This window comes from Candidatus Poribacteria bacterium (assembly GCA_028820845.1).
Lineage (GTDB): Bacteria > Poribacteria > WGA-4E > WGA-4E > WGA-3G > WGA-3G.
On sequence record JAPPII010000042.1, the window covers coordinates 1 to 22,442 of the forward strand.

Sequence of the window (22,442 nt, forward strand, 5' to 3'; positions counted from 1 at the left end):
TATTTCGCAGCTATATTGATCACTGCTAACAAAATGTAAACACTACGTAGAAAAAAAGAGGTGAATCGTGGAAGAAACAAAGGACTTAATTCAGCAACGTCGCCAGAAACTGAACGAGATTCGAGAATTGGGTGTAGAGCCGTATCCACATAAGTACGAACCGACACATTCGACAGTCGAAATCCATAAAGATTTTGGTGATGTCCAAGAGACCCCCGATGAGACCAAAACAGTCCGAATTGCAGGCAGGATTATGACGAAGCGGGACCACGGGAAAAGCAGTTTCGCGCACCTTCAAGACGGTGAAGGCAAAATCCAAATTTACGTCCGACGCGACAAAATTGGCGCGGCCCCGTACATCATCTACCGACGCTTCGATAGCGGAGACATTATCGGGGTTGAAGGGACGGTTTTCCGAACGCGGACTGGGGAACTCACTGTGCTTGCTGATGCCGTCCAACTCCTCTCAAAATCCATTCGACCGCTCCCAGAAAAATGGCACGGTTTACAAGATAAACAGACACGCTATAGACAACGCTACGCCGACCTCATCATGAATCCTGAAGTCAAGGACGTTTTCCTCAAGAGGACACAAATCGTTCAGGCGATCCGCGACATGCTGAATGCGCAAAATTTTATTGAAGTCGAAACACCCGTCCTTCAACCGATTTACGGCGGCGCGAATGCTCGTCCCTTTACCACATATCACAACACGTTGGAACAATCGCTTTACTTACGGATTGCAAATGAACTATACCTCAAGCGTCTGATCGTCGGCGGGTTTGAACGGGTTTATGAGTTCTCGCGCGACTTCCGAAACGAAGGTATGGATAGGGATCATAACCCCGAATTTACAATGCTTGAACTCTACCAAGCCTACGCCGATTACCATCAGATAATGGAATTAACTGAAACGTTAATCGCAGAGACAGTAAAAACAATTCACGGAACAACGAAGATTCACTATCAGGCGCATGAACTCGATTTTACACCGCCTTGGCGGAGACTGCGTATGGTTGATGCTGTACGAGAACACAGTGGCATTGATCCGGTTCCCTTATCAGCAGACGAATTATACAAAGAAGCAGTAAACGCCGGTGTCAACAACTTAGCGGGAGACGAGACGAAGGGCGAAATTATCGCTGAACTTTTTGACACATTCGCGGAATCAAAACTGATTCAGCCGACATTTATCACAGATTACCCCATTGAGGTCTCACCCTTCGCAAAAAAGAAACCCGAAGACCCAGCGTTCGTCGAACGTTTTGAATGCTTTATCTGTGGCATGGAAGTCGTAAACGCTTTTAGTGAACTTAACGATCCTATCGATCAACGGCAACGTTTCCTTGAGCAGGCAAGCAATTTAGAGGCGGGTGACGACGAAGCCTTCATGGTAGACGAGGACTATCTACGCGCTTTGGAGTACGGTATGCCCCCAACAGGCGGACTCGGTATCGGAATTGACCGACTGACGATGTTACTGACGAACCAGTACTCCATCAGAGATGTCATCCTATTCCCGCAGATGCGTCCGGAGAATTAAGATTTTTTTGAAGATACAATCCAATACCGTATACTAAAATGTGAGTTTAGAGAAAATGAGAACCGCGCCACCTCTTCTTACGGAGAGATTGCTATTGCGATCGTTTACACTTGAAGACGCAGCTGATGTACAACGCCTCGCAGGTGATCGCGATGTGGCATCAACAGTCCTCCGCATCCCACATCCTTATGAAGATGGCATGGCGGAAGAATGGATTCGCTCATGTTTTGAGGCTTATCAAAATGAGGAAGCAATAAACTTCGCAATTACACGCAAAACAGAGCGAAACCTGATCGGCGCAATAGGTCTTGAACTCGAGCAAGAGCACGAGAGAGCTGAGCTCGGTTATTGGATAGGGAAATCTTACTGGAACCAAGGTTATGCCACCGAGGCAGCAGAGGCTGTGGTCGCGTATAGTTTTAAAGTGTTGAAGTTGAACAGAATTTATGCGTACCGCCTCACACGAAATCCCGCCTCTGGTCGCGTGCTGGAAAAAATCGGGATGCGCGCTGAAGGGCATCGCCGACAACATACAAAAAAATGGGGAATCTTTGAGGACTCAATCGGATACGGGATGCTAAAAGCAGATTATGATTCATCAGCTTTTACCTCGTCTTAGCATATAGCAGTGGGTCTAACCATTATCTAACTGCTGAAAACGCAAAGCACTGATGGACTTCACCAAAAACCACCATGAAACGAAGTGGAATGGTGACCAGATTTAATAGTTAAAAATATGAGATTTGAATGGTTTGTAGCTTCCCGTTATCTGCGTTCTCGGCGAAAACAGTCTTTTATCTCGATTATCAGTTTCATCTCTATTGGGGGTGTCGCTCTCGGGGTCGCAACAGTGATTCTCGTCATCGCTGTGTTAGACGGAGTTGAACACGGATTAAGAGACCGATTTCTTGCCAATGAAGCGCATGTCGTCTTACGGTTGCATGATAACAGTTTTTTTGGCAATTATCAGAAACGGATAGAACAGATTGCGTCAATTGAGGACGTTGTAGCGACATCACCGGTTATTTTGTCCCAGATTGCGGTCTTTCCAGAATATAGCGATGCCATTCAAGATGTTATCTATATTAAAGGCATCGATCCAGTCCAAGAGGACATAGTCACAGGTTTCTCAAAATTGGTGTCAGGATCAACGGATCTCCAAAACTCAGAATACATTGAAAACGCCCGTCTTATAAGAAATGAAACAATCACAGGCGGTATTGTTCTCGGTGAACGCTTAGCAGCTCGCCTCGGTCTTATCAAAGGCGATGTTTTACGATTCGTCGTTAAACTTGTAAAGCATCCGGTCAATGCATCAATGCTCGTGCCAGACTTGGCGAACTTCGTTGTGATTGGGTTCTATGAGTCAGAAATGGCGGTCTATGATAACAACTTCGGATTTATTCATATAAATGATGCCCAAAAGTTGTATAATAAAGCGAACCGGATTAATACGATTTTTGTCCGATTAAGTGATGCCGAATTAGCACCACAAATCGCCAGAGAAATTGAAAATACTGTTCAATTTACCGTTTTAGAGGGGATCCCCGACGCAAGAACGTGGATGGAGATACAGGCACCGCTCTTCTCAGCACTCCGACTGGAAAAAATAGCGACTGTTATTATTGAGGCACTTATCATTTTGGTTGCCTCCTTTAATATCGCAAGCACACTGATTATGACAGTCATGGAAAAAACAAAGGATGTTGGAACGCTGAGAACATTCGGTTCCTCCCGCGGTAACATTATGAGAATTTTCATGATTCAAGGGAGTGTGATTGGGACACTTGGGACAATGCTCGGAACCGCCCTGGGACTGGCACTCTGCTGGTTGCTAAGTTCCAACGCCGAGCGGCCTTCTTACTGGTACGTTATCGTTCTCGCTGTCCCAATTTCTCTACAGGTCCTTATCGCATTGTGGCGAGCACTACCAAACAGAGGCGGGTGGAAGTTCAGCATTTGGGCTTTATGGATCATCGGGATAGGCTTCGCACTCTACTGCGCCGTCAGACCCATTTCGTTCGCAGAACTTGGACTTAGTCATATCTATCAGATGAATCAGATGCCGATTAAGGTAAATTGGTTTTTTGTTATCTTCATCAATGTACTTTCACTCTTAATCTGCTGGCTTGCGACCCTTTACCCGGCATGGCAAGCAGCAAACCTAAAGCCTATTGAAGCATTGCAACATGAATAACTCGGCAGAAACCCTCATCCGTATTGTAGATTTACATAAATCGTATTATGATGGTGACGCGGAACTCCGAGTACTTCAAGGCATAAACCTTGATGTCTACACGTCAGAATTACTCGCAATTGTAGGCGCGTCGGGTGTTGGAAAAAGTACGCTACTCCACATTATTGGGACACTTGATCGACCAACAGCGGGTCGTGTTTTATACAGCGAAGACGATATTTTCAGTTTACCAGACAAGACCCTCGCTGGGTTCCGGAACAAGGAAATCGGTTTCGTATTTCAATTTCATCATTTATTACCGGAATTCACCGCACTTGAAAATGTCGCAATGGCTGCATTAATCACAACATCGAATCATAAAACGACTTACAAAGAGGCTGAGGCACTCCTTGATTACGTTGGACTTGCTGAGAGATGCACACACTATCCGAGCCAGTTGTCGGGTGGCGAACGTCAACGTGTCGCAATCGCACGCGCCCTGATTAATCAACCGAGAGTGGTGCTTGCTGACGAACCCACAGGGAATCTGGATCGGCGCAGCAGCGAAACGGTACTGGAACTCTTATGGGATTTGAACGCGAAATCTGGACAGGCATTCGTTATTGTAACGCATAATCAGGAACTCGCCGAACAAGTAGATCGGGTTGTTCAACTCGTTGATGGAAAGGTTGTTTTATAGTTATTAGTTAAAGGAAACATATATGTTGATTTATATCGACGGAGAATTTTTACCCAAAGCAGAGGCGAAAGTCTCGGTGTTTGACCACGGGTTACTCTACGGCGATGGTGTTTTTGAGGGCATCCGCTCCTATAACGGTAGAGTTTTTAAACTTGACGAACATCTCGAACGGCTTTACGATTCTGCGAAATCAATTATGTTACAGATCCCTATTCCTATCGAAACAATGAAGGAACAGGTGCTGGAAACACTCCGTCTCAACCATCTCACGGAAGCCTATATCCGACTGATAGTCACCCGCGGCGTTGGGGACCTCGGGTTGGATCCAGATAAATGCCCAAAGCCGACTATCATTATTATCACTGATAAGATTACCCTCTATCCACCAAAATTCTATGAGGAAGGACTTGAGATCGTAACCGCCTCGGTTCGTCGGAATTACGCCGAAGCCATCAATCCACGAATTAAGTCCTTGAACTATCTAAATAATATTTTAGCGAAAATCGAAGGAAAACAAGCCGGAGCAGAAGAGGTTTTGATGCTGAATGCCGAAGGCTATGTTGTTGAATGTAGCGGAGATAACATTTTCTGGATTAAAAACGAAGTGTTGGTCACACCACCAGTCCATATAGGGATCTTGGAGGGTGTTACTCGAAACAGTGTCATCGATCTTGCCCGTGAGGCAGGGATGCAAGTCGAAGAGCGCGTCTTTACACGGCACGATCTCTATATTGCCGACGAATGCTTCCTGACTGGCACCGCCGCTGAGGTTATCCCTGTCGTGAAAATCGACCAGCGCCCCATTGGAGATGGACAACCCGGGAAGATAACACAGAAACTTATCGATGCATTTCGGCAGTTTGCGCATAGTTATGGAACCCCAATCTACACCCCTGAGGTATGAAGCGTTCTGAAAAAATATTATCACCGCCGCTCAATTTTGAACCCTACAAGCACGCGGGAAACTATCGAGACACAGGAGGACATTTAAGTATGGATGCGCTAAAAAACATTCTCGCTCTTATAATCATTGGACTGACGGCAATCTCTGCTTATGCCCAAGAAGACGCGGACACCGTACTGGGACCGCAACCTGCGAACACCGTCGAACAGTCTGAAGAAACTGCAACAAACCAAGCCCCTTCAGCAAGCGTAACCCAACCCTCTGTCAATGCGATGCTCCTCGTCAGGAAAATCTCGTTTGAAGGTGTGAAAACCGCCTCCGAAGATATGCTCCGCACGCTTATTCAAACGCAAATTGGATCTGAAGTCTCTGAAGAGCTGCTCACTGAGGACCTAAAGAGCCTTTACAAAGACACCGGCTTCTTTTCTGAACTTGAGGTAGACGTGAGACCTTTTGAAGACAGTGGGCTTGAAATCGTTTATAAAGTCGTTGAAAGTCCGAAAATCTCGGGTATCAATATCATCGGCAATGAAAATTTAGGACTCGGCAAACTCAAAGACGAACTGACGCTCCGTCCCTCTGAGATATATAGCGATCGACGCAGATGGGAAAGTGAACGCGCCCTCAGGCAACTTTACCACGAAAAGGGATACTATCTCGTCGGCATCCAAACGCATCTCGATGCGTCAAAAACTGATGAGACATCAGACCCTGACGAGGAAAATACCGTTCAGGTCACCTTTGAGATAAATGAAGGTCCCAGGGTCCGAATTGAGGAAATCAACTTTATTGGAAACGCACAAGTTACCAATAGTAAACTCGAAAAGAAACTGAAAACCCGTACCGGTAAACCCTTCGATCAGATGCTGTTTGAAGAAGAAGACCTCTCATTGAACCTGCGCAATTACTATCAAGATCTCGGTTTTGCACAGGTAAAAATTCTGGGCTATGAAAAACGGTTTACGGAAGACAAAACAGGATTGGTACTTGATATTACGGTTGATGAAGGTCCCGAATTCATTATTGGAACTTATACACTGGAGTTAGAAGGCGGGGCAAAAACCCTCTTCTCAGAAAAGAAAATACGTAATATGCTCGATCCAGCGGAAGGTGAGATTTTTAACCGCGCCACGTTTGATGAATCCATCGGAAAATTACAGCAAGCTTATCTCGATAAAGGCTACCTACTCTCAGAGATTCTACCGATCCCTATTTTTGATGAAGAGAACGGTGTGGTTAACATTACCCTACAAATCAACGAAGGGGATGTGACTATCATTGATAACGTAACTATTACAGGGTTAGAAAAAACGAAGGAGTACGTTGTCAAACGCGAATTGGATTGGTTGGGCATTAAATCCGATGAATTATTGGATGTAAAATCCCTGCGCAAAGCGCGGCAACGGTTATTCCAGATGGGTTCCTTCATTCGTGCTGTCGACTTTGTGCCAAGCCCCACTGGCGAGGAAAATCGGCAGGAATTAAAGGTAAATATCGCCGAAACACCTCGGACAGGCATGCTAAGTCTTGGTGGTGGCTACGGGAGTGAAGGGGGTATCTTCGGGGTCGCGGAAGTCGGACAAAACAACTTCCGAGGGCGTGCCTATCGCGTCCACTTAAAAGGGGAATTAGGAACCCGGGATCACCATACCGCTGAACTCAGTTTTGGAACGCCATGGATTTTGGGTACGCCGACCCGATTGAATGCTCGTCTCTACAACAACCGTCGCTTCCGTCGGTACTACGGAACGGTAGGATCCGCACTTCGCAGCCGTAGTCTCTATGGCTCTTACTACAATACCGATCGCTATATGTGGAGTCGGCGCGGCGCGTCCTTGACCCTCGGACACCCTATCGGGCAAGACATCGACGCTTCAGTGAGTTTCCGTAACGAACATGTCGAAACGAGTAGCCAGACGCTCAATAACGAAGAATCTTCGTTGTATAATCGCTCCACACGAAGCGTCCGGTTCACCTTGGGAAGGGATACGCGAGACTACCGGACTTCGCTATTCGATCCAGCAGGCGGTTCATTCAATACACTCTCTTACGAATACTCAGGCGGTATTTTAGGAGCGGACAATCAATTCCAGAAATACTACGCGGATACCAGTTGGTTCTACAACCCTTGGTGGAATCACGTCATCGCCCTACATGGACGCGCCGGTCTCATGCGCAGTGAAAGCACCGACTCCTATTTTCTTTTCTACGAACGCTTTTTCCTCGGTGGTGTAGACTCCATTCGTGGTTATGAGGACTGGGAAATTTATCCCGATCCAGATGAATCTGGTGTTATCAATCCTTACGGTGGCGATAAAGTATTCTTCGCGAACTTGGAATATCGTATCCCTATTTCTCAGCAGCTCACAGGTGCGCTGTTCTTCGATATAGGACAAGTATGGGATGAAAACACTAAAAACGTTTTTAGTCAAATCAATATGAAACGCGGACTCGGTGTCGAGGCAAGACTCACTATGCTCGGTATGTTAGTTCGACTCGGTTGGGGTTACGGCTTGGATCGGATTACCGGAGAACCCGCGGGTAAGTTCCACTTTACTGTTGGTCCCGGTTTTTAGGAGTACTTTTGGACACCTCTTCTGCAGGTGTCCTCATCAATTTCAGGAGACACAACTACCAATTTCTCTTTCAAGAGAAAGGACACTGAACTATGAAATCATTTCAGTTGGGGGCTTGCAAAGCACGCCTAACCCTATTATTATTCGTTTTTTTCGCCGCTTTCTGTCTCAGTTCGGGAAGTATCGGTCAAGAATCTTTCAAAATCGGGGTCGTGAACACACAAGTGGTTTTGGAAGGTTCTCAACAAGCAACAGATGCCACCGACATACTCAAAGCAGCAAGTGAACGCCTGAGAACGAAGTTGGATACACTTGGAGAAGAAATACGGACCCTTCAAGAAAAGAAGGCGAAAACTGAACTCTTTGTCGAACGGGCACAGACAGCGGATTTGGATAACGAAATTCGTCTCAAGCAACAGGAATACCAGCGTGAGGTCGAAATCGGGCAACAGGCACTGCTTGAAAAAGAGCAAGAGCTCATGGAACCCATTTACAACAGCCTTCAAGAACTGATTGTCAAAGTCGGTGAATCCGAAAACTTTGACATTATCCTCGAAAAACGGCTTATTACGCTTTATGTGAAAGAAGAATTTGATTTGACACAGCGGCTCATCGGCTTGATGAACGAAGCAAAAGCCGAAACCTCCGAATAACACAGCACTGCCTAAACTCCGTGTGGTCAAGGTTTATAACCCCGATACAGTTCCACGGAGAAAGGATTATGGCTAAATGGTATGAAACTTAAGGAAATTTGTGAACGCCTCAATGGTGATCTCTCAGGGGATGGGGATATTGAAATTACAGGCGTTTCTGGAATCAATGAGGCACTTCCGACTCACATTACCTTTGTTGCCAACCCGAAATATCTCGCCGCTATTGCAACGACGCAAGCCGGCGCGATTATCATCGGTCAAGGTGTCAATGGTAACGGAAAGCCGACGATTCGTGTTGAAAACCCATACTGGGCTTTTGTAAAAGTCTTGGAAATGTTCTCATGGGACAAAAATCATCGCGCACTTCCAGGGGTCGATGAAACAGCAATTTTAGGAAAAAATGTCAAACTTGGCGAGCGGGTCTCAATCCAAGCGTTTACCTATATCGCAGACAACGTCGAAATCGGAGATGACACTGTCATCCAGCCTTTTGTTTATATCGGTGAAGGCTCTAAAATCGGTGCCAATGGACTCATCTATCCACATGTCAGTATCCGTGAAGAGGTAACCATCGGTGACCGTGTGATCATCCACTGCGGTGCTGTTATCGGTAGCGACGGTTTCGGATTCGCGCCCGTTAGCAACCGGCACCATAAAATCCCTCAGATTGGTACTGTCGTCATTGAGGATGATGTTGAGATCGGCGCGAATACCACCATTGACAGAGCAACGCTTTCTGAAACACTTATCAAACGCGGTACCAAACTGGATAACCTCGTTCAAATTGCACACAACGTCGTCATTGGAGAAGATTGCTGCCTCGCAGCACAAGTCGGCATTGCTGGGAGTACGATACTCGGTGACCGGGTGAATATCGCGGGGCATGGCGGTGCCGCGGGGCACCTGACACTTGGCGAGGACAGCGTTGTTTACGCCAAGTCGGCAGTCACAAAGGATATGCCGCCCGGAAGTCATCTTTCTGGATTTCCAGCGCGTCCACATAAACAGGAATTGCGAATCCACGCCGCGACCCGTAAATTGCCTGAATTGCTCCCAGAATTCGCAAAACTCCAAAAACGAGTTGCTGAACTTGAAGCAAAAATTCAAGAGTCGGAGGATGCCTCGTAGGAACACTGCCGAACCCTTAACTAATCCCTTGCTGAAAAAATTGGGGACGAACAGATGAAAACGGTGTTAGCCTACCTTGAACTGGCGCGTCCTTTGAACGGAATTATTGCCTTTATCTCCGCATGGCTCGGTGGGTTATTCGCAAGTCAAGGCACTACAGAAAATCTGTTAGATACACGGCTGCTATTAGTTTCTATCTCTGCGTTATTGCTCCTATCTGCTGGAAATGCCATAAACGATTATTGTGACTACAAGATAGACCGAATTAACCGCCCCCAAAGACCCCTTCCTTCTGGACAGATTCAGAGACGACACGCCTTAATTTTCGCAATAGTTCTTATCGTCATCGGTATCTATCTTGGAACCCTCATTAATAGAAACGCAACAGGCATTGCGATCCTCGTATCCGTCGCGCTTGTCAGCTATGCCTTCTGGTTGAAACGCACCGTCTTTGTCGGAAATTTGGTCGTCAGCGGCTTAACCGGCGTAACCTTCATTAGTGGCGGTGTAGCGATAGAATCGGTGCAAGGCACACTCGTGCCAGCGATTTTTGCGTTCCTCTTTACAGCGGCACGGGAAATTATCAAAGACCTTGAGGATACAGACGGCGATATGAAAAACGGTGTGAGGACGCTTGCGATTCTCAACCGGCACCTTGCAGTAGCAGCAGCGCTCGGTTTCATGGCACTCGTTATCCTATTTAGCCCTATCCCGTATCTGTTCGGGTGGTACTCATGGCATTACCTATTCGCCGTTGTAATTGGTGTCGATTTCGTCTTGATTGGGTTGGCAATTCGGCTATTGCGTGACGCTTCCAAAGAAAGTTGTGCCTCCATTCAACACTGGATGAAATGGGATATATTTGTCGGACTTGGTGCAATCTATCTCGGAATATTTCTATGACAAACTACGATGAAGTCATCGCTTTCTTAGAAAGAGAAAACCCAGATGCCGAAGAGGTCTTGCAGTTTAAACAGGCATATCAGACCTTTTTGGAGATCGGAGAATGGCATCCGACCTATCAGGTGCTTACCACTGGTTGGCAAACACTTGATGGGGTCTTACTCATGACCCCGGAAAATCTGCTTGATGTTGACTATCGGGTTTATCTCTCTGCCACGACTGAACGCAGTTTGAGGGAACTACTCCTCGCTTTTCCAAGACGATGCTCTGGAATGTTTCATCCAATAGAGAATTGGATGGACAATGGAATTCGTGACATCTTAGAAGGCGAAGTCGTCCATACAGACCCTGGCAGATTTTATCGGGGTGTTAAACGTGGCAGCGGCACAGTCTCAGTGCAACGGACTGTCTCTAAACGCAAAGACGCGGTTGCCACACATATTCGCAAACTCGGGACCTTGAAGGGCAAACTTGAGCATTCACAATTTGTTGTCGAAGGCGACCTGATGATAGAACGAGCCGTTAGCGACGGCTTGCCCATTGAAGCACTCTTTTATACCACAGCACTCCTGGCAACACCAAACGGAAAGAGCCTCCTAAAACGGTCATTGGCAGATAACATCTCCTGTTATCAGGTCAGTGATGGTGTGATGGGTTCAGTTACCACAACCCGTCCGGTACCATCGGTCGTGGCATCGGTACATTTTAAGTTCAAACACTTTTTGCCAGATGCCGGTGAACCTAACTTTCACTTCAGTCCGCAATGTACAATGCTCATTGCCGAGAACATTGCCAACCCAGACAATTTAGGTATGACCTTGCGGACAGCAGATGCTGCAGGAGTGTCTGCTGTCTTGCTAAGTAGTATAGGCGCAAGTCCATTTCACAAAAACTGCATTCGTGCGTCACGAGGGGCAGTTGGACGGTTGCCATTGTATTACGCAACAGATATTGTCCAAGTAGTTACGAGACTCCGGGCAGTGGGTTGGAACGTCCTCGGTGGAACATCCAGTGCAGAAAAAGAACTACAGACCACGAGTTTCTCACTACCAACTGCTATCATTGTAGGCAACGAAAACACAGGGCTCTCCGCAGAAGTGCGCGAATCCTGCACAGAACTCGTCCGCATCCCGATGGCATCAGGGCAATCGTCCCTCAATGTAGCAGTCGCAGCCGGTGTTCTACTCTATGAACTGACACGACAGCACAGAATTTGACAAATTGCGGTAAATATGGTAAAATTTCTCATTAAGGAGTAGACGGCGTGCAAGATTGTCAAAAAAAGACAGCTTTCAAGCCGAGATCTAAGATGGCTAAAAAAAGGACAAATCGCATTTGAGATCAAATTGGGTTCTGAATCACTTTAATGAAGTGCTAAAAAAATATAGTGCTGGTTATTTCGTCCTAATTGATCCGGAGGAGTGCGAACTTGCAATGTGTGCCAAACTTGCAGGTGAGATCGAGAAGGCTGGGGCAGATGCAATTTTACTGGGCGGAAGCTTTTTAACCAACGATTTGCATCCGATCGCAACAGCACTTAAGCAGGAGACAACACTCCCAATTGTACTCTTCCCGGGCGATTCGATGCATCTGACACCTCACGCTGACGCTATCCTCTATATCAGTCTTATCAGTGGACGTAATCCAAACTACCTTATTGGGGAACAAGTGAAAGCTGCGCCGTGGATACAGCGCTACAGGCTTGAAGCCATCCCTACGGGCTACATGCTCATCGAAGGGGGCAGCAGAACTGCCGTTGAATTTATGAGTGGAACAACACCCATCCCGCGGGATAAACCCGATATCGCGGGACCACACGCATTAGCTGCAGAATACCTCGGCATGCAGATGGTGTATTTAGAGGCTGGCAGCGGCGCAGCACATCCTGTTCCTAACGAAATGATCTCTACAGTGAAAGCGCAAATCAACATTCCTCTCATCGTCGGTGGCGGTATCCGTACACCGGAAATCGCCGCGAAAATAGTGGCAGCGGGTGCCGATTTCGTTGTAACAGGCAACGTTCTTGAGAAAAACGGCTCTTTTGAATTGATGAAAGCGTTCGCTGACGCTGTTCACGGTCACGCTGTCGAGGTTTCCTAACCTCGCCAATGTAAAGGGAATTATAGGCTTTACTATATTTGAACCGAACTTGCACAAAAAAGGATTTCATCATGTCTGACGTTAAAAAGATATACATAGAAACAGAAATAGAACCGAATCAGGAAAACGATCCTGATGAGCCCGAAGAAAAAACATTTGTTGCACGTATGCGGGAGATCGCAGAAACAGCACTTGACACAATTAAATCGGAAGTCAAAAAAGAGATAGAAGCGCACATCGCGCCGGTTGAAGAAACAGCTGCGAATCTCAGTTCAAAAATCAAAGAAGAAGTCGCAGCAACTGTCCAACGCGTGCATGAACAGTATGAAACCGAACGCGAAGCGTTGTTTCGTACCGAACTCGAAAAAGAGGTGGAAGCGGCGGTAGAACACGTCCACGAAGCATATAAAGCCGAACGCGATCTATTGCTACGGACAGCCGCGGAAGCTGAGAATACCAAAAAACGGATGGAAACCGACTACCAACGAAAACTCAAGTACGCCAACGAAGAAATCTTGGAAGGAATGGTGCCGGTGCTTGATAGCCTTGAAGCCGCCATTAAGAGCGCAACTGAGAAGGTTGAAACCGACGATGCCTCACCCGAAATTACGACCTTCAGTGAAGGAGTCGAACTTGTTCACAAGCAGTTGCTAACCGCACTCAGCAACCACGGCCTTATACCTATTGAAGCTGTCGGTAAAACGTTTGATCCCTACCGACATGAGGCGTTGATGGCGGTCGCATCAGATGAAATACCAGAAGGTGAAGTGATGGAAGAATTTCGACGCGGGTACATGCTACATACTCGTGTTCTACGCGCATCACAAGTAGTCGTTTCGCAAGGACCCACCATAGAAGAAGTGAGTAAAGAGTTGAACGACAAGGATACTACTGACGAAGCCGAATAGCACAAGAGGAAGGTACATTCATGACGCAAAAACGCGATTATTATGAAATTCTGAATGTGAATCGTGATGCTGATGACGATGAGATAAAAAGGGCTTACCGTAAACTTGCTATCAAATTCCATCCAGATAAAAACCCTGGGGATAAAGAGGCAGAGAATAAATTCAAGGAAGCTACAGAGGCCTACGAGGTCCTGCGTACGGCTGAAAAACGACAAGTTTATGATAGGTTCGGACATGCCGGATTAGAGGGTAGCGGGCAGGACTTTGGCGGGTTTGGCGTGAACCTTGACGATATTTTCGGAGATGTCTTTGGAGATCTTTTAGGAGGCTTCGGGGCAACCCAACGCACACCTAAACGCGGACGGAGTTTACAATACAACCTCGAAGTCACACTTGAAGATGTCATCTATGGCAAAGAGATTAGGATTCAGGTGCCACGCGTGGAATCTTGTTCGACCTGTGACGGCAGTGGAGCAGAGAAGGGAACACGGATTGTAACATGCCCACAATGCTATGGCAGAGGTCAAGTCAGCCAAACGCAAGGCTTCTTTACAATGTCCCGAACATGTTCAAACTGCCGTGGTGAAGGTGAAATTATTCAAGAACCGTGTCCATCTTGCACCGGAAAGGGTCTTGTCCGAAATATGACTGACATCAAACTGAAGGTTGACAAAGGCGTTGACACAGGTTTCAAGTATAAATTGAGTGGCGAAGGTGAAGCGGGGGCTAATGGCGCGCCTCCGGGCGACCTGTTTGTTGTCATCAATGTTACCCCGCACGAACGGTTTCAACGTAACCAAAATGATCTCATTACGTCAGTCAAGATTTCGTTTGTTCAAGCAGCCTTGGGCGCAAAAATCAAAGTCAATAGCATCGATGGAACTGAAGAGTTGCAAATTCCGCCCGGTATACAATACGGTACGCGGTTACGTATCCCGAACAAAGGTGTCCCGCATTATAGGCGGTCCTATTCAGGCGATCTGGTGGTTACTATAGAGATCGAAACACCGAAAAACCTCAATGTAGCAGAACGCGAAAAGTTATCGGAATTCGCAAGTTTGCGGAGTGAACCGCATCATAACGAAAACGGCGGATTTTGGGATAAACTCCTCGGTCGCCATGATGATGACGAAGACATCTGATAGATAGCACCGGACCTCACCATTTAATAGTAAAAAAAAATGAATTGGGCGAAAATTACGGTAACCACCTCCCAAGAGGCTTCTGAGGCGGTCGCGAATTTCCTCCTCGAATTGAACGCGACAGGCGTTGAACTCAAGGAGAGCGATGTGTCTACGGTCAACCTGATTGCCTACTATCCATTAGATGACCGTGTGGGTGGACGCATACAGCGGCTCCGTAACTTCCTTTCAGAACTGCCGACCTGGGGAATTTCGCCACACCCCGCCAGAATCGACTTACACCCCGTCAAATCTGAGGATTGGGAAGAAGCGTGGAAAGCCGCTTTTCCACCACAACGCATTGGAAAACAAATTCTCATCATACCAACGTGGCGCGACGCGCCTCACAATGAAACAGACGTTGTCATTCGACTTGATCCGGGGATGGCATTCGGGACAGGACAACATCCTACCACGCGACTCTCCCTCGAACTATTGGAAGCCGTGATTGAATCACACTACCACGTCGCCGATATCGGAACTGGGTCTGGTATCTTAACCATTGCCGCTGTGAAACTGGGGGCACAACGGGTTGACGCAATCGAATTAGATCCGACAGCCATTCCCGTTGCAGCAGCGAATTTTGAAGCAAATAGCGTTGCAGGAAAAGTCCACTTGTCCCAAGGCGATGGTCTCAAGGACGTAGAAGGCAAATACCACCTCATCATCGGGAATATCCTAACGAAAGTGGTTCTCCCTATCATCCCATACTGCGCGCCACGGCTTCACGAGGCGGGAACTGTCATCTTCTCAGGGATACTTGATACAGAGCTCGGACAGATTAAATCGGTTCTGGAAGAGAACCGGTTTCGGTGCTTACAGGTTATACGTGAAACAGAAGATGATATAACTTGGGTCGGCATCAAAGCGGTTTCTGAATCGGCGGCTGCGCGATAGCACCTATTGGGGTTCCTCTTTTGAGAGTCCATGGCAGAGGACACATTTACCGAGATTCAAATGCGGCATTGTCGGTGACGTTTCGTCTCCGATTAGATGGCATTTCAGACAGTCAGCGTTTTCCTCTGAAGCGCGATGCTCTTCAATGTTAGAACGCGCTGGGGCAGCGTTGAAAAAGAGGATAACCATAACTATCGCAAAAATAAGACCGATCACGCTCACAATAACCATAAGCGTTTTGGCACTGGCTTGTTCCGTTGGCATGTGGCTAAAATGAGACTCCTTATTGGAAAAACGGAAAGAGGGTAGGGATATTTTCTGCTGTCAATGGTGAACCGTACTCGCATCCTTCAAACGCCTCAGCATATTGAATCTGGGTCCCCGACGCTTCACCATAGCGTGCTATCAGCAAATCCCGGTATTTATCGGCTGTGTCGCGAAAACGATTTAAACGTCCTTCGGCGAGCCATGCGCGACGTTCCGAGGCATCAGTAGGCACACTGTCCAATCTGCCGCTGTTGTAAGGCAGCCATTCATAGAACTGTGATACGTGACAGTGGAGCATATCAAGTTTCTGTTCAATAACAGCGTCGATACCGACAACAACATCCGGTGTAAACGGGTAGGGTTTCATGAAACCGTCGCTTAAATAGGCAATAACCGGGTTTGTCTCTAAATGCGGTGTAAGCGCACAGATATTCGGGACGGTCACCATATACGCCGCATCCTGCACCAAAGTTGAGGTATACCGATGATCGGGATGGTAATCGTTCGGACGGTGCGTCATAATTAGGTCTGGTTGGAACTCACGAATCGCGCGAATAATCTTGTAACGGTTTTCTAATGTCGGCATCAGTTCGCCATCGTGATTATCCAGCAGTTCATATTCAATACCGATAACTTCAGCAGCGGCTTGTGCTTCAGCATATCGTCGTTGTGCCAAGGGACCGCCACCCATTTCGTGGTGTCCAGCATCACCGTTTGTAACGGAAACAAATTTAACGCGATGTCCCTGTTGCCCATACAGCGCAGCGACACCGCCTGCTTTAATATCACAATCGTCGGGATGCGCCCCGAAAACCAAAACATTTATCTGTTTTTTTAACATTTCGTATTTTCCTATAAATTCGCCTCTTTTGTAGCATAAACTTTTAGTTTGTGCAAAATTCCAAATCACATTCGCATCTTGAAACCACTAACTCTCTCTGAAGGGAACAGCAATAGCAAATACAAAACCATGAATAACTGGAAAGTTGAAGTCTCCTATAAACCCGAAGTCCCCGATACCATTGGACAAGGTATCCTTGAAGATATAACCGACCTCGGCATTAGCGGTGTCGATTCCGTCCGCACAGCCACAGTTTACTGGATCGAAGGCACACTCGATGCACAGGCGATTGACCAAATCGGTGCCGAACTGCTCGCGGATCCAATCACACAAGTTTACACCTTCAGACCCGAAAGCGATTCTGTGAAGCGTTGGACGCTTGAAGTACAATTCAAGCCGGGTGTCACCGATGCCGTCGGCGATAGTGCCGTCAAAGGCATCAAAGACTTAGGCATTACAGGCGTCACAAGTGTCCGCACGGGACACAAGTATTGGTTCACGGGTAATCTGAGCACCGAACGACTTGAAACGATTGCGCAACGACTCCTGATGAACGACGTTATCCAAACCTTCTCTTATCAGAAACCATAACGCAACGTGAACTTGATTAAGTCACAATACGTAGGAAATCAACGCTGAATGCGCGTGTGTCATGCGAACCTCGCACAACCATCACAAGGTTTAACTTATAACCCACAACCCATAACCCATAACACTAACTCGCATAGACCCGAATCACTGTGCCTAAATGAAGCCGAACCAAGGAGGAAGTCGCTGCGCTGCGGAGCATGAAACGCAAGTTAGAGGTCGGGCTCACGCGTCTCGGCTTCCCTAACATAATATCGCGAAAACCGTGTTTCCGAAGCAACCTCGGCAAGGAACGCGCAGAGAAATAGTAGAGATGGTCGCGCGGATGGACATAGGGCCAATTTGCCTTCTGCAGACGGCTCTGCAAACCCTCACCGTTCGGTACTTCAATGACAAGCGTCCCTGTTTGGGGCTTCAGAATTCGGTGTAATTCACTGAGAAACGGATTTAAATCGGGGATATGCTCTAACACGTGATAGAGCGTGATTGCGTCGAAATGTGCATTCGGGAAATTCGCATCAAAAACCTCTCCACACGTCACATCTAATTTATATTTTTCTTCTGCGAAAGTAATACCACTCTTCGACGGGTCAACACCGTGCGGTTGCCAACCCCGTTCGCGTGCAAGGTGGAGGAACGTGCCGATGCCGCACCCAACATCCAACAATCTACCCTTATCTTGACATCGTTTCTCCAACTCCGTGAGACGCTCCGTCATCTGCAACCATTCCATGCTGTCGGTATGGATCCGTTCCACCTTATCTGGGGGATAATAAGTCTCAACGTAGGCTTTCTCAAGCGTCAGCTGGCTGACGCGCGGATTCACATATCGCAGCCGACACCGCTTACACGCAACCACCGTCAGGGAATCTTTATCAAAAAGCGGTTTCGCCTCATCTTGCTCACATATAGGGCAGTCAATATGTTCGAGATTGTCTGTATTCATTACTCTGTAGGAGGCAGTGAAGCCGACATGGGCTTCATACCCCGGTAAAGCCTTTATAGGCTTTATACCCGGTGAATGCCACACAGCATTCATACCGTTGATTCTGATTCTGATTTTTTGTGATCCCGACTAAAAGTAGGGAACCCCTTGCGCCTCTACATAAACCGAGTAGAGAGACTGGCTACCCATCATAAACAGGCGATTCCGTTTCACACCCCCGAAGCAGAGATTGGCGCAAATTTCAGGGAGATGGATCTGCCCGATGCGTGTCCCATCGGACGCATAGACATGTACACCATCGTAGCCATCGCCAGCCCATCCCGCACTTGCCCAGAGGTTTCCGTCAACATCACACCGAATTCCGTCAGCAATACCCGGTGCCGTATCACAAAAGACTTCTTGTTTGCCTAACCGCTCACCATCTATTACGTCGTAGACGAAAAGATGCCGTGGGGTATCCTCACTATGCGTAACCCCAGTATCAACGAGATAAAGTTTCTCATGGTCAGGTGAAAAGCAGATACCGTTCGGTTTTTCGAGTGCGTCGGTTACAACGGTCGCTTCACCTGTATCTGGATTGAGTCGATAAACGCAAGTCGGCAACCCAAACTCAGCGACATGCCCTTCATAGTTAAGCATAATACCGTAACCCGGATCCGTAAACCAGACATGTCCATCGGGATGGATCGCCACATCGTTCGGGGCGTTGAGCGGTTTACCCTCGAAACTATCCATCAGCACAGTAATCGTGCCATCATATTCTGTGCGTGTAACACGTCGCGCACCGTGTTCACAACTAACGAGCCGTCCTTGCCTGTCGCGTGTGTGTCCGTTGCTATAGTTCGACGGTTTGCGATAAGTGCTTACGTCCCCCGTAGATTCCTCCCATTTCAGAATCCGATTGTTCGGAATATCACTCCAAAGCAGATAGCCGCCATCACCGAACCAAGCAGGTCCCTCTGCCCAGCGCGACCCTGTCCACAATCGTTCAACAACAGAATTACCGATTGTATATTTTTTAAAACGAGGGTCTAATATCTCAATTGCCGGATCGGGATACCGGACAATCGCCCCGTCCCACTTTCTTTCTGATGGTGTGCTCATATATCCTCCAAATTACGCTGTAAAGCACAAAACGCTTTCAGTTTCTATAAATAGTATAGCACAAACCGAACAGTTGCATGCAGTAAAATCTTTGTGGCAATCGAAAGTGTCCTGTTTGTAGTCGTGCGATTCATCACAATAACCCTAAGAACGATATTAAGAACAGATGCATTCAATTTTCAGTCAGAAGAACTAAATGAACCTTGTCCATAGATAATTCCTCTTCACGATACTCCAGTCTAAGACTGGAGATTGTTCCAGTCTTACTTCTGGTGGTTTTTCGTTTCTCAGAGGTCGGTAACCCAACGCTCTCCACGAAGGGCTTCGGCAGCCCTATAAAGTATGTTTCGTGCCGCATTGTGATCTCGGTCTATAGCTTTATCACAGTTTGCACACCTAAATGTTCGTACAGCCAGAGAGAGTTGCTTTGGCGACTTTACACCACAAGAAGAACAGATTTGGGACGTGTTTCTCGGATTCACTTTATGGTAGTGCAAGCCGTCTCTTTCGGCTATGCTCGCACACCATTCAAAGAAGGTAGCCCAAGACGCATCACTGATGCTCTTGCTGAGGTGTTTATTTTTAATCATATTCGAGACTTGTAAGTCTTCGGATACTAATACATTGTTATTGTAGTGGTGAAACAACTTGTAGACTAATTTACCGATAAAATCTTTGCGTTTGTTCGTTATGTGTTCGTGGTGTCTGGCGAGTTTGTGTTTCTGTTTCTGCCAACGTTTACTGCCAAGTTGCTTACGCGACAAGTCTTTATTGTGTTTTTTCGTAAGGCCTTCGGCATTTCTATACCATTTTGGATTCGCAATGGGTTCGCCTTCGGAAGTCGTCAGATACTGAGTCGTCCCCATATCCACTGCTATAGCATCCGTCGGTTCAACTTTGGGGATATCCCCAATATCACAAGAAATATGAGCATACCAACCACTGGCTTTCTTGACGATGCTAACTTCTTTCGGATCGCCTATTAGAGGTCTTGACATGCGTATTTTAACTTCACCTAACTTCGGGATTTTTAACCTATCAAGGCGTGTGTCGGTTTCTATTATAGGATTCTCTCTAACTCTATTTTCATGTTTATCTTTTCGTTTACGCAAACTAAAAGTGAGCGAACGAATACGTCGTCTGTATCTTGGAAACCCAGGCTTGTTAAAACCTTGTTTCAATCGCCTTTGGAAGTTCGCAAATGCTTTGTCAACTCTACGTAAAGCATGATTCTGAAAATCTTGTGGGATTTCCTTAAAATCAGCGTGTCTGTTTCGGGCTTCGGTAAGGATTTTAGATTGTTCCTGATAAGAAACAAATCTGCCTTCTTCATAGGCACGAATACGATTCAAACGTGCGGAGTTATGGAGTTGACGCAAATGTTCCAGAACATAAAACAACCAAAACTCTTGTTCCTGAGTCGGATAAATCCTATATTTGTATGTAAGTAACATGTGATTTACCGCGTATCGCGTATTAACCCTCGCAAGATGGGTGGCAGACCCCTATCAGAGAGATAGGGCTTGCGTGTCTGCCAACGCGATGAAAGTATTATATCACATGCGATTTACAAAATCAAGCGTTTTTTGCAGTTTTTCCGCTCCACGCTAAAGCATGAAGATTCCAAAACTGAAGATTAATGTTGACAATTCACGTCATTCACGCTACCCTATTGACATGTCAACCAACACCCACAAAAAACCGATTCAACCCACCGGAAATTTTCGTGCGATTCCTGTCGCCGTGCCGGAAAATCTAACCAACATCCGAGTCATTCTCTTTGAACCGCGCGAACCCGGAAACATCGGTTCCGTTGCCAGAGTTGTAAAGGGGATGGGGCTGTCCCAACTCTATTTAGTGAACCCCGTCCCATTTCAAGATGTTGATGCCGCGTGGTATATGGCGCACGGTGCCCAGGACATCCTCGAAAACTGCCAAGTCGTTTCAGAACTCAAAGACGCGCTGGAGGGTATCCAATATCTCGTCGGAACGACACACCGCCGTCGCGATGTGCGTTTACCACAACCCGTCCCTGCCCGTGAAGCCGCTCAGACCATCGCTACCCTTTCGCAGGATAAATCCGTGGCGCTCCTATTCGGACGTGAAGATTTTGGCTTATCTACCGATCAACTCAGTCTCTGCCAGCTATCAGCAAGCGTCCCGATGGCTACCAAAAACCCGTCTTTGAATCTTGCACAAGCCGTCCAAATTTTTGCGTATGAAGTCTTCGTCGCGAGTTTAGAGGAATACCCCCCCTCCGAGATTGACTACGCCGAAGTCAACGCCTTAGAGGAGTTTTACGGACGCGTCACCCGTCTACTGGATAAGGTCGGTATGTCGCCGTATAATCGGGAGTGGGAGACGTATCTGAAATCACTACGGCGCGTCTTCTCCCGCGCCCCGTTAGAGCCACGGGACATCGCTACACTCGACATGATTTTCTCTACGACATTTCGTTACATTGAGCGGTTAGAAAAGGAAAAGAGAAATGAGGACCTCGCATAGAAACAGAGACAATAGACGGACTGACCATCCGAAGTTACGTCATTCCTGTCGTCCAAGAAGTCCCCTCACAACAGACATAAGAAGGCGGAAAAAGTCATGAAAGATAAAATACTTGAGAAAATTGAGATGCTCGCGAAAGCAGAAGGGGCATGCCCTATTGAAGAAGTGATGCGTCGTGGGATGGATGTTCTTGAAAAAGAACTCAACCCGATTGAAGTCAGCCGATTTATTGCTGAATTACGTCGGATGAAATCAGGTGTGTTAAACTCAAAATCGGTTCCGACTTAGTAAACCTATGAAGCGGAGCCGCAATAATTAAAGTGCGGAGAAGACAGAAGGGGTGTGTAAAGTTTTTGTTAAGAGACGTAGTTTCTTTCCAAAGGTAAGGGCATTCCTTGCTCCAGCGGAGCAATATGTCTACAGAAGGATGTTTACCAGAACACAGCACTCCAGCGGAGTGTTATGTCTATTAGGACTTACGCAAAATTAGAAAATGAGTTGATATATTCTCAGTCGTCGCTT

General features: G+C 47.0%; 22 protein-coding genes. 17 read left to right on the plus strand and 5 right to left on the minus strand.

Annotation, left to right across the window (positions count from 1 at the left end; all coding sequences use genetic code 11):
- Window positions 1–67: 67 nt before the first annotated feature.
- The 14 genes from lysS to prmA all read left to right on the plus strand — a co-directional run bounded on the left by lysS (window position 68) and on the right by prmA (window position 15,669).
- Window positions 68–1,543 (plus strand): lysine--tRNA ligase, encoded by a 1,476-nt coding sequence (gene lysS, locus OXN25_10170; GenBank protein ID MDE0425223.1) that lies wholly within the window; start codon window positions 68–70, stop codon window positions 1,541–1,543.
- Between the two features lie 94 nt (window positions 1,544–1,637).
- Entirely contained in the window at window positions 1,638–2,162 is a 525-nt protein-coding gene (locus OXN25_10175) for a GNAT family N-acetyltransferase (protein MDE0425224.1), read from the plus strand.
- Between the two features lie 117 nt (window positions 2,163–2,279).
- Complete coding sequence (locus OXN25_10180) at window positions 2,280–3,740, plus strand: ABC transporter permease (protein ID MDE0425225.1); 1,461 nt, start codon at window positions 2,280–2,282, stop codon at window positions 3,738–3,740.
- Window positions 3,733–4,419: an ABC transporter ATP-binding protein gene (locus OXN25_10185; GenBank protein MDE0425226.1), complete on the plus strand. Its 687-nt coding sequence runs from the start codon at window positions 3,733–3,735 to the stop codon at window positions 4,417–4,419. The genes OXN25_10180 and OXN25_10185 overlap by 8 nt, the downstream gene beginning before the upstream one ends.
- Window positions 4,420–4,441: 22 nt before the next feature.
- A complete protein-coding gene (gene ilvE / locus OXN25_10190; GenBank protein MDE0425227.1) occupies window positions 4,442–5,323 on the plus strand; it encodes a branched-chain-amino-acid transaminase in 882 nt (293 codons plus the stop codon).
- Window positions 5,324–5,412: 89 nt separating this feature from the next.
- Entirely contained in the window at window positions 5,413–7,899 is a 2,487-nt protein-coding gene (bamA, locus tag OXN25_10195) for an outer membrane protein assembly factor BamA (GenBank protein MDE0425228.1), read from the plus strand.
- A 92-nt stretch (window positions 7,900–7,991) separates the two neighbouring features.
- Complete coding sequence (locus OXN25_10200; GenBank protein MDE0425229.1) at window positions 7,992–8,552, plus strand: OmpH family outer membrane protein; 561 nt, start codon at window positions 7,992–7,994, stop codon at window positions 8,550–8,552.
- 81 nt (window positions 8,553–8,633) lie between these two features.
- Window positions 8,634–9,680 carry a UDP-3-O-(3-hydroxymyristoyl)glucosamine N-acyltransferase gene (lpxD, locus tag OXN25_10205; protein MDE0425230.1) on the plus strand — a complete coding sequence of 349 codons (1,047 nt, stop codon included), beginning with the start codon at window positions 8,634–8,636 and terminating at the stop codon, window positions 9,678–9,680.
- Between the two features lie 54 nt (window positions 9,681–9,734).
- Window positions 9,735–10,583 (plus strand): geranylgeranylglycerol-phosphate geranylgeranyltransferase, encoded by an 849-nt coding sequence (locus OXN25_10210; GenBank protein MDE0425231.1) that lies wholly within the window; start codon window positions 9,735–9,737, stop codon window positions 10,581–10,583.
- Window positions 10,580–11,800, plus strand: coding sequence for an RNA methyltransferase (locus tag OXN25_10215; GenBank protein MDE0425232.1), 1,221 nt, complete (start codon window positions 10,580–10,582; stop codon window positions 11,798–11,800). Before OXN25_10210 ends, OXN25_10215 begins: the two co-directional genes overlap by 4 nt.
- A 118-nt stretch (window positions 11,801–11,918) precedes the next feature.
- The gene (locus OXN25_10220) at window positions 11,919–12,683 is read left to right on the plus strand and encodes a geranylgeranylglyceryl/heptaprenylglyceryl phosphate synthase (protein ID MDE0425233.1); all 765 of its coding nucleotides are present in this window, start codon (window positions 11,919–11,921) and stop codon (window positions 12,681–12,683) included.
- Between the two features lie 71 nt (window positions 12,684–12,754).
- Window positions 12,755–13,591 (plus strand): nucleotide exchange factor GrpE, encoded by an 837-nt coding sequence (locus tag OXN25_10225; GenBank protein ID MDE0425234.1) that lies wholly within the window; start codon window positions 12,755–12,757, stop codon window positions 13,589–13,591.
- Window positions 13,592–13,611: 20 nt separating this feature from the next.
- Window positions 13,612–14,733 carry a molecular chaperone DnaJ gene (gene dnaJ / locus OXN25_10230; protein MDE0425235.1) on the plus strand — a complete coding sequence of 374 codons (1,122 nt, stop codon included), beginning with the start codon at window positions 13,612–13,614 and terminating at the stop codon, window positions 14,731–14,733.
- Window positions 14,734–14,772: 39 nt separating this feature from the next.
- Window positions 14,773–15,669 (plus strand): 50S ribosomal protein L11 methyltransferase, encoded by an 897-nt coding sequence (gene prmA, locus OXN25_10235; protein ID MDE0425236.1) that lies wholly within the window; start codon window positions 14,773–14,775, stop codon window positions 15,667–15,669.
- A gap of 3 nt (window positions 15,670–15,672) precedes the next feature.
- Here prmA and OXN25_10240 read toward each other — a convergent pair whose 3' ends face one another.
- Both OXN25_10240 and OXN25_10245 read right to left on the minus strand, forming a co-directional pair.
- Window positions 15,673–15,933, minus strand: coding sequence for a hypothetical protein (locus OXN25_10240; GenBank protein ID MDE0425237.1), 261 nt, complete (start codon window positions 15,931–15,933; stop codon window positions 15,673–15,675).
- A gap of 19 nt (window positions 15,934–15,952) precedes the next feature.
- Complete coding sequence (locus OXN25_10245) at window positions 15,953–16,777, minus strand: PIG-L family deacetylase (protein MDE0425238.1); 825 nt, start codon at window positions 16,775–16,777, stop codon at window positions 15,953–15,955.
- 129 nt (window positions 16,778–16,906) lie between these two features.
- Here OXN25_10245 and OXN25_10250 point away from each other — a divergent pair, with 129 nt between their 5' ends.
- Window positions 16,907–17,368: a phosphoribosylformylglycinamidine synthase subunit PurS gene (locus OXN25_10250; protein ID MDE0425239.1), complete on the plus strand. Its 462-nt coding sequence runs from the start codon at window positions 16,907–16,909 to the stop codon at window positions 17,366–17,368.
- Window positions 17,369–17,492: 124 nt separating this feature from the next.
- Here the strand turns inward: OXN25_10250 and OXN25_10255 are convergent, their stop codons facing one another.
- The 3 genes from OXN25_10255 to OXN25_10265 form a co-directional block, all read right to left on the minus strand.
- A complete protein-coding gene (locus OXN25_10255; protein ID MDE0425240.1) occupies window positions 17,493–18,404 on the minus strand; it encodes a class I SAM-dependent methyltransferase in 912 nt (303 codons plus the stop codon).
- A gap of 36 nt (window positions 18,405–18,440) precedes the next feature.
- The gene (locus tag OXN25_10260; protein ID MDE0425241.1) at window positions 18,441–19,415 is read right to left on the minus strand and encodes an SMP-30/gluconolactonase/LRE family protein; all 975 of its coding nucleotides are present in this window, start codon (window positions 19,413–19,415) and stop codon (window positions 18,441–18,443) included.
- 287 nt (window positions 19,416–19,702) lie between these two features.
- Window positions 19,703–20,869 carry a transposase gene (locus OXN25_10265; protein ID MDE0425242.1) on the minus strand — a complete coding sequence of 389 codons (1,167 nt, stop codon included), beginning with the start codon at window positions 20,867–20,869 and terminating at the stop codon, window positions 19,703–19,705.
- A 160-nt stretch (window positions 20,870–21,029) separates the two neighbouring features.
- Between OXN25_10265 and OXN25_10270 the strand changes: the two genes are divergently transcribed.
- On the plus strand, window positions 21,030–21,920 hold the full coding sequence (locus OXN25_10270; protein ID MDE0425243.1) for an RNA methyltransferase: 891 nt from the start codon (window positions 21,030–21,032) through the stop codon (window positions 21,918–21,920).
- 96 nt (window positions 21,921–22,016) lie between these two features.
- On the plus strand, window positions 22,017–22,208 hold the full coding sequence (locus OXN25_10275; protein ID MDE0425244.1) for a hypothetical protein: 192 nt from the start codon (window positions 22,017–22,019) through the stop codon (window positions 22,206–22,208).
- Window positions 22,209–22,442 lie beyond the last annotated feature (234 nt).

Bases quoted from the DNA above. Each gene is read 5' to 3' on its own strand.
- OXN25_10180 (MDE0425225.1), top strand. From the start codon at position 2,280: ATGAGATTTGAATGGTTTGTAGCTTCCCGTTATCTGCGTTCTCGGCGA.
- OXN25_10185 (MDE0425226.1), top strand. From the start codon at position 3,733: ATGAATAACTCGGCAGAAACCCTCATCCGTATTGTAGATTTACATAAA.
- ilvE (MDE0425227.1), top strand. From the start codon at position 4,442: ATGTTGATTTATATCGACGGAGAATTTTTACCCAAAGCAGAGGCGAAA.
- bamA (MDE0425228.1), top strand. From the start codon at position 5,413: ATGGATGCGCTAAAAAACATTCTCGCTCTTATAATCATTGGACTGACG.
- OXN25_10200 (MDE0425229.1), top strand. From the start codon at position 7,992: ATGAAATCATTTCAGTTGGGGGCTTGCAAAGCACGCCTAACCCTATTA.
- lpxD (MDE0425230.1), top strand. From the start codon at position 8,634: ATGAAACTTAAGGAAATTTGTGAACGCCTCAATGGTGATCTCTCAGGG.
- OXN25_10210 (MDE0425231.1), top strand. From the start codon at position 9,735: ATGAAAACGGTGTTAGCCTACCTTGAACTGGCGCGTCCTTTGAACGGA.
- OXN25_10215 (MDE0425232.1), top strand. From the start codon at position 10,580: ATGACAAACTACGATGAAGTCATCGCTTTCTTAGAAAGAGAAAACCCA.
- OXN25_10225 (MDE0425234.1), top strand. From the start codon at position 12,755: ATGTCTGACGTTAAAAAGATATACATAGAAACAGAAATAGAACCGAAT.
- dnaJ (MDE0425235.1), top strand. From the start codon at position 13,612: ATGACGCAAAAACGCGATTATTATGAAATTCTGAATGTGAATCGTGAT.
- prmA (MDE0425236.1), top strand. From the start codon at position 14,773: ATGAATTGGGCGAAAATTACGGTAACCACCTCCCAAGAGGCTTCTGAG.
- OXN25_10240 (MDE0425237.1), bottom strand. From the start codon at position 15,933: ATGCCAACGGAACAAGCCAGTGCCAAAACGCTTATGGTTATTGTGAGC.
- OXN25_10245 (MDE0425238.1), bottom strand. From the start codon at position 16,777: ATGTTAAAAAAACAGATAAATGTTTTGGTTTTCGGGGCGCATCCCGAC.
- OXN25_10250 (MDE0425239.1), top strand. From the start codon at position 16,907: ATGAATAACTGGAAAGTTGAAGTCTCCTATAAACCCGAAGTCCCCGAT.
- OXN25_10255 (MDE0425240.1), bottom strand. From the start codon at position 18,404: ATGAATGCTGTGTGGCATTCACCGGGTATAAAGCCTATAAAGGCTTTA.
- OXN25_10260 (MDE0425241.1), bottom strand. From the start codon at position 19,415: ATGAGCACACCATCAGAAAGAAAGTGGGACGGGGCGATTGTCCGGTAT.
- OXN25_10265 (MDE0425242.1), bottom strand. From the start codon at position 20,869: ATGTTACTTACATACAAATATAGGATTTATCCGACTCAGGAACAAGAG.
- OXN25_10270 (MDE0425243.1), top strand. From the start codon at position 21,030: ATGAAGATTCCAAAACTGAAGATTAATGTTGACAATTCACGTCATTCA.
- OXN25_10275 (MDE0425244.1), top strand. From the start codon at position 22,017: ATGAAAGATAAAATACTTGAGAAAATTGAGATGCTCGCGAAAGCAGAA.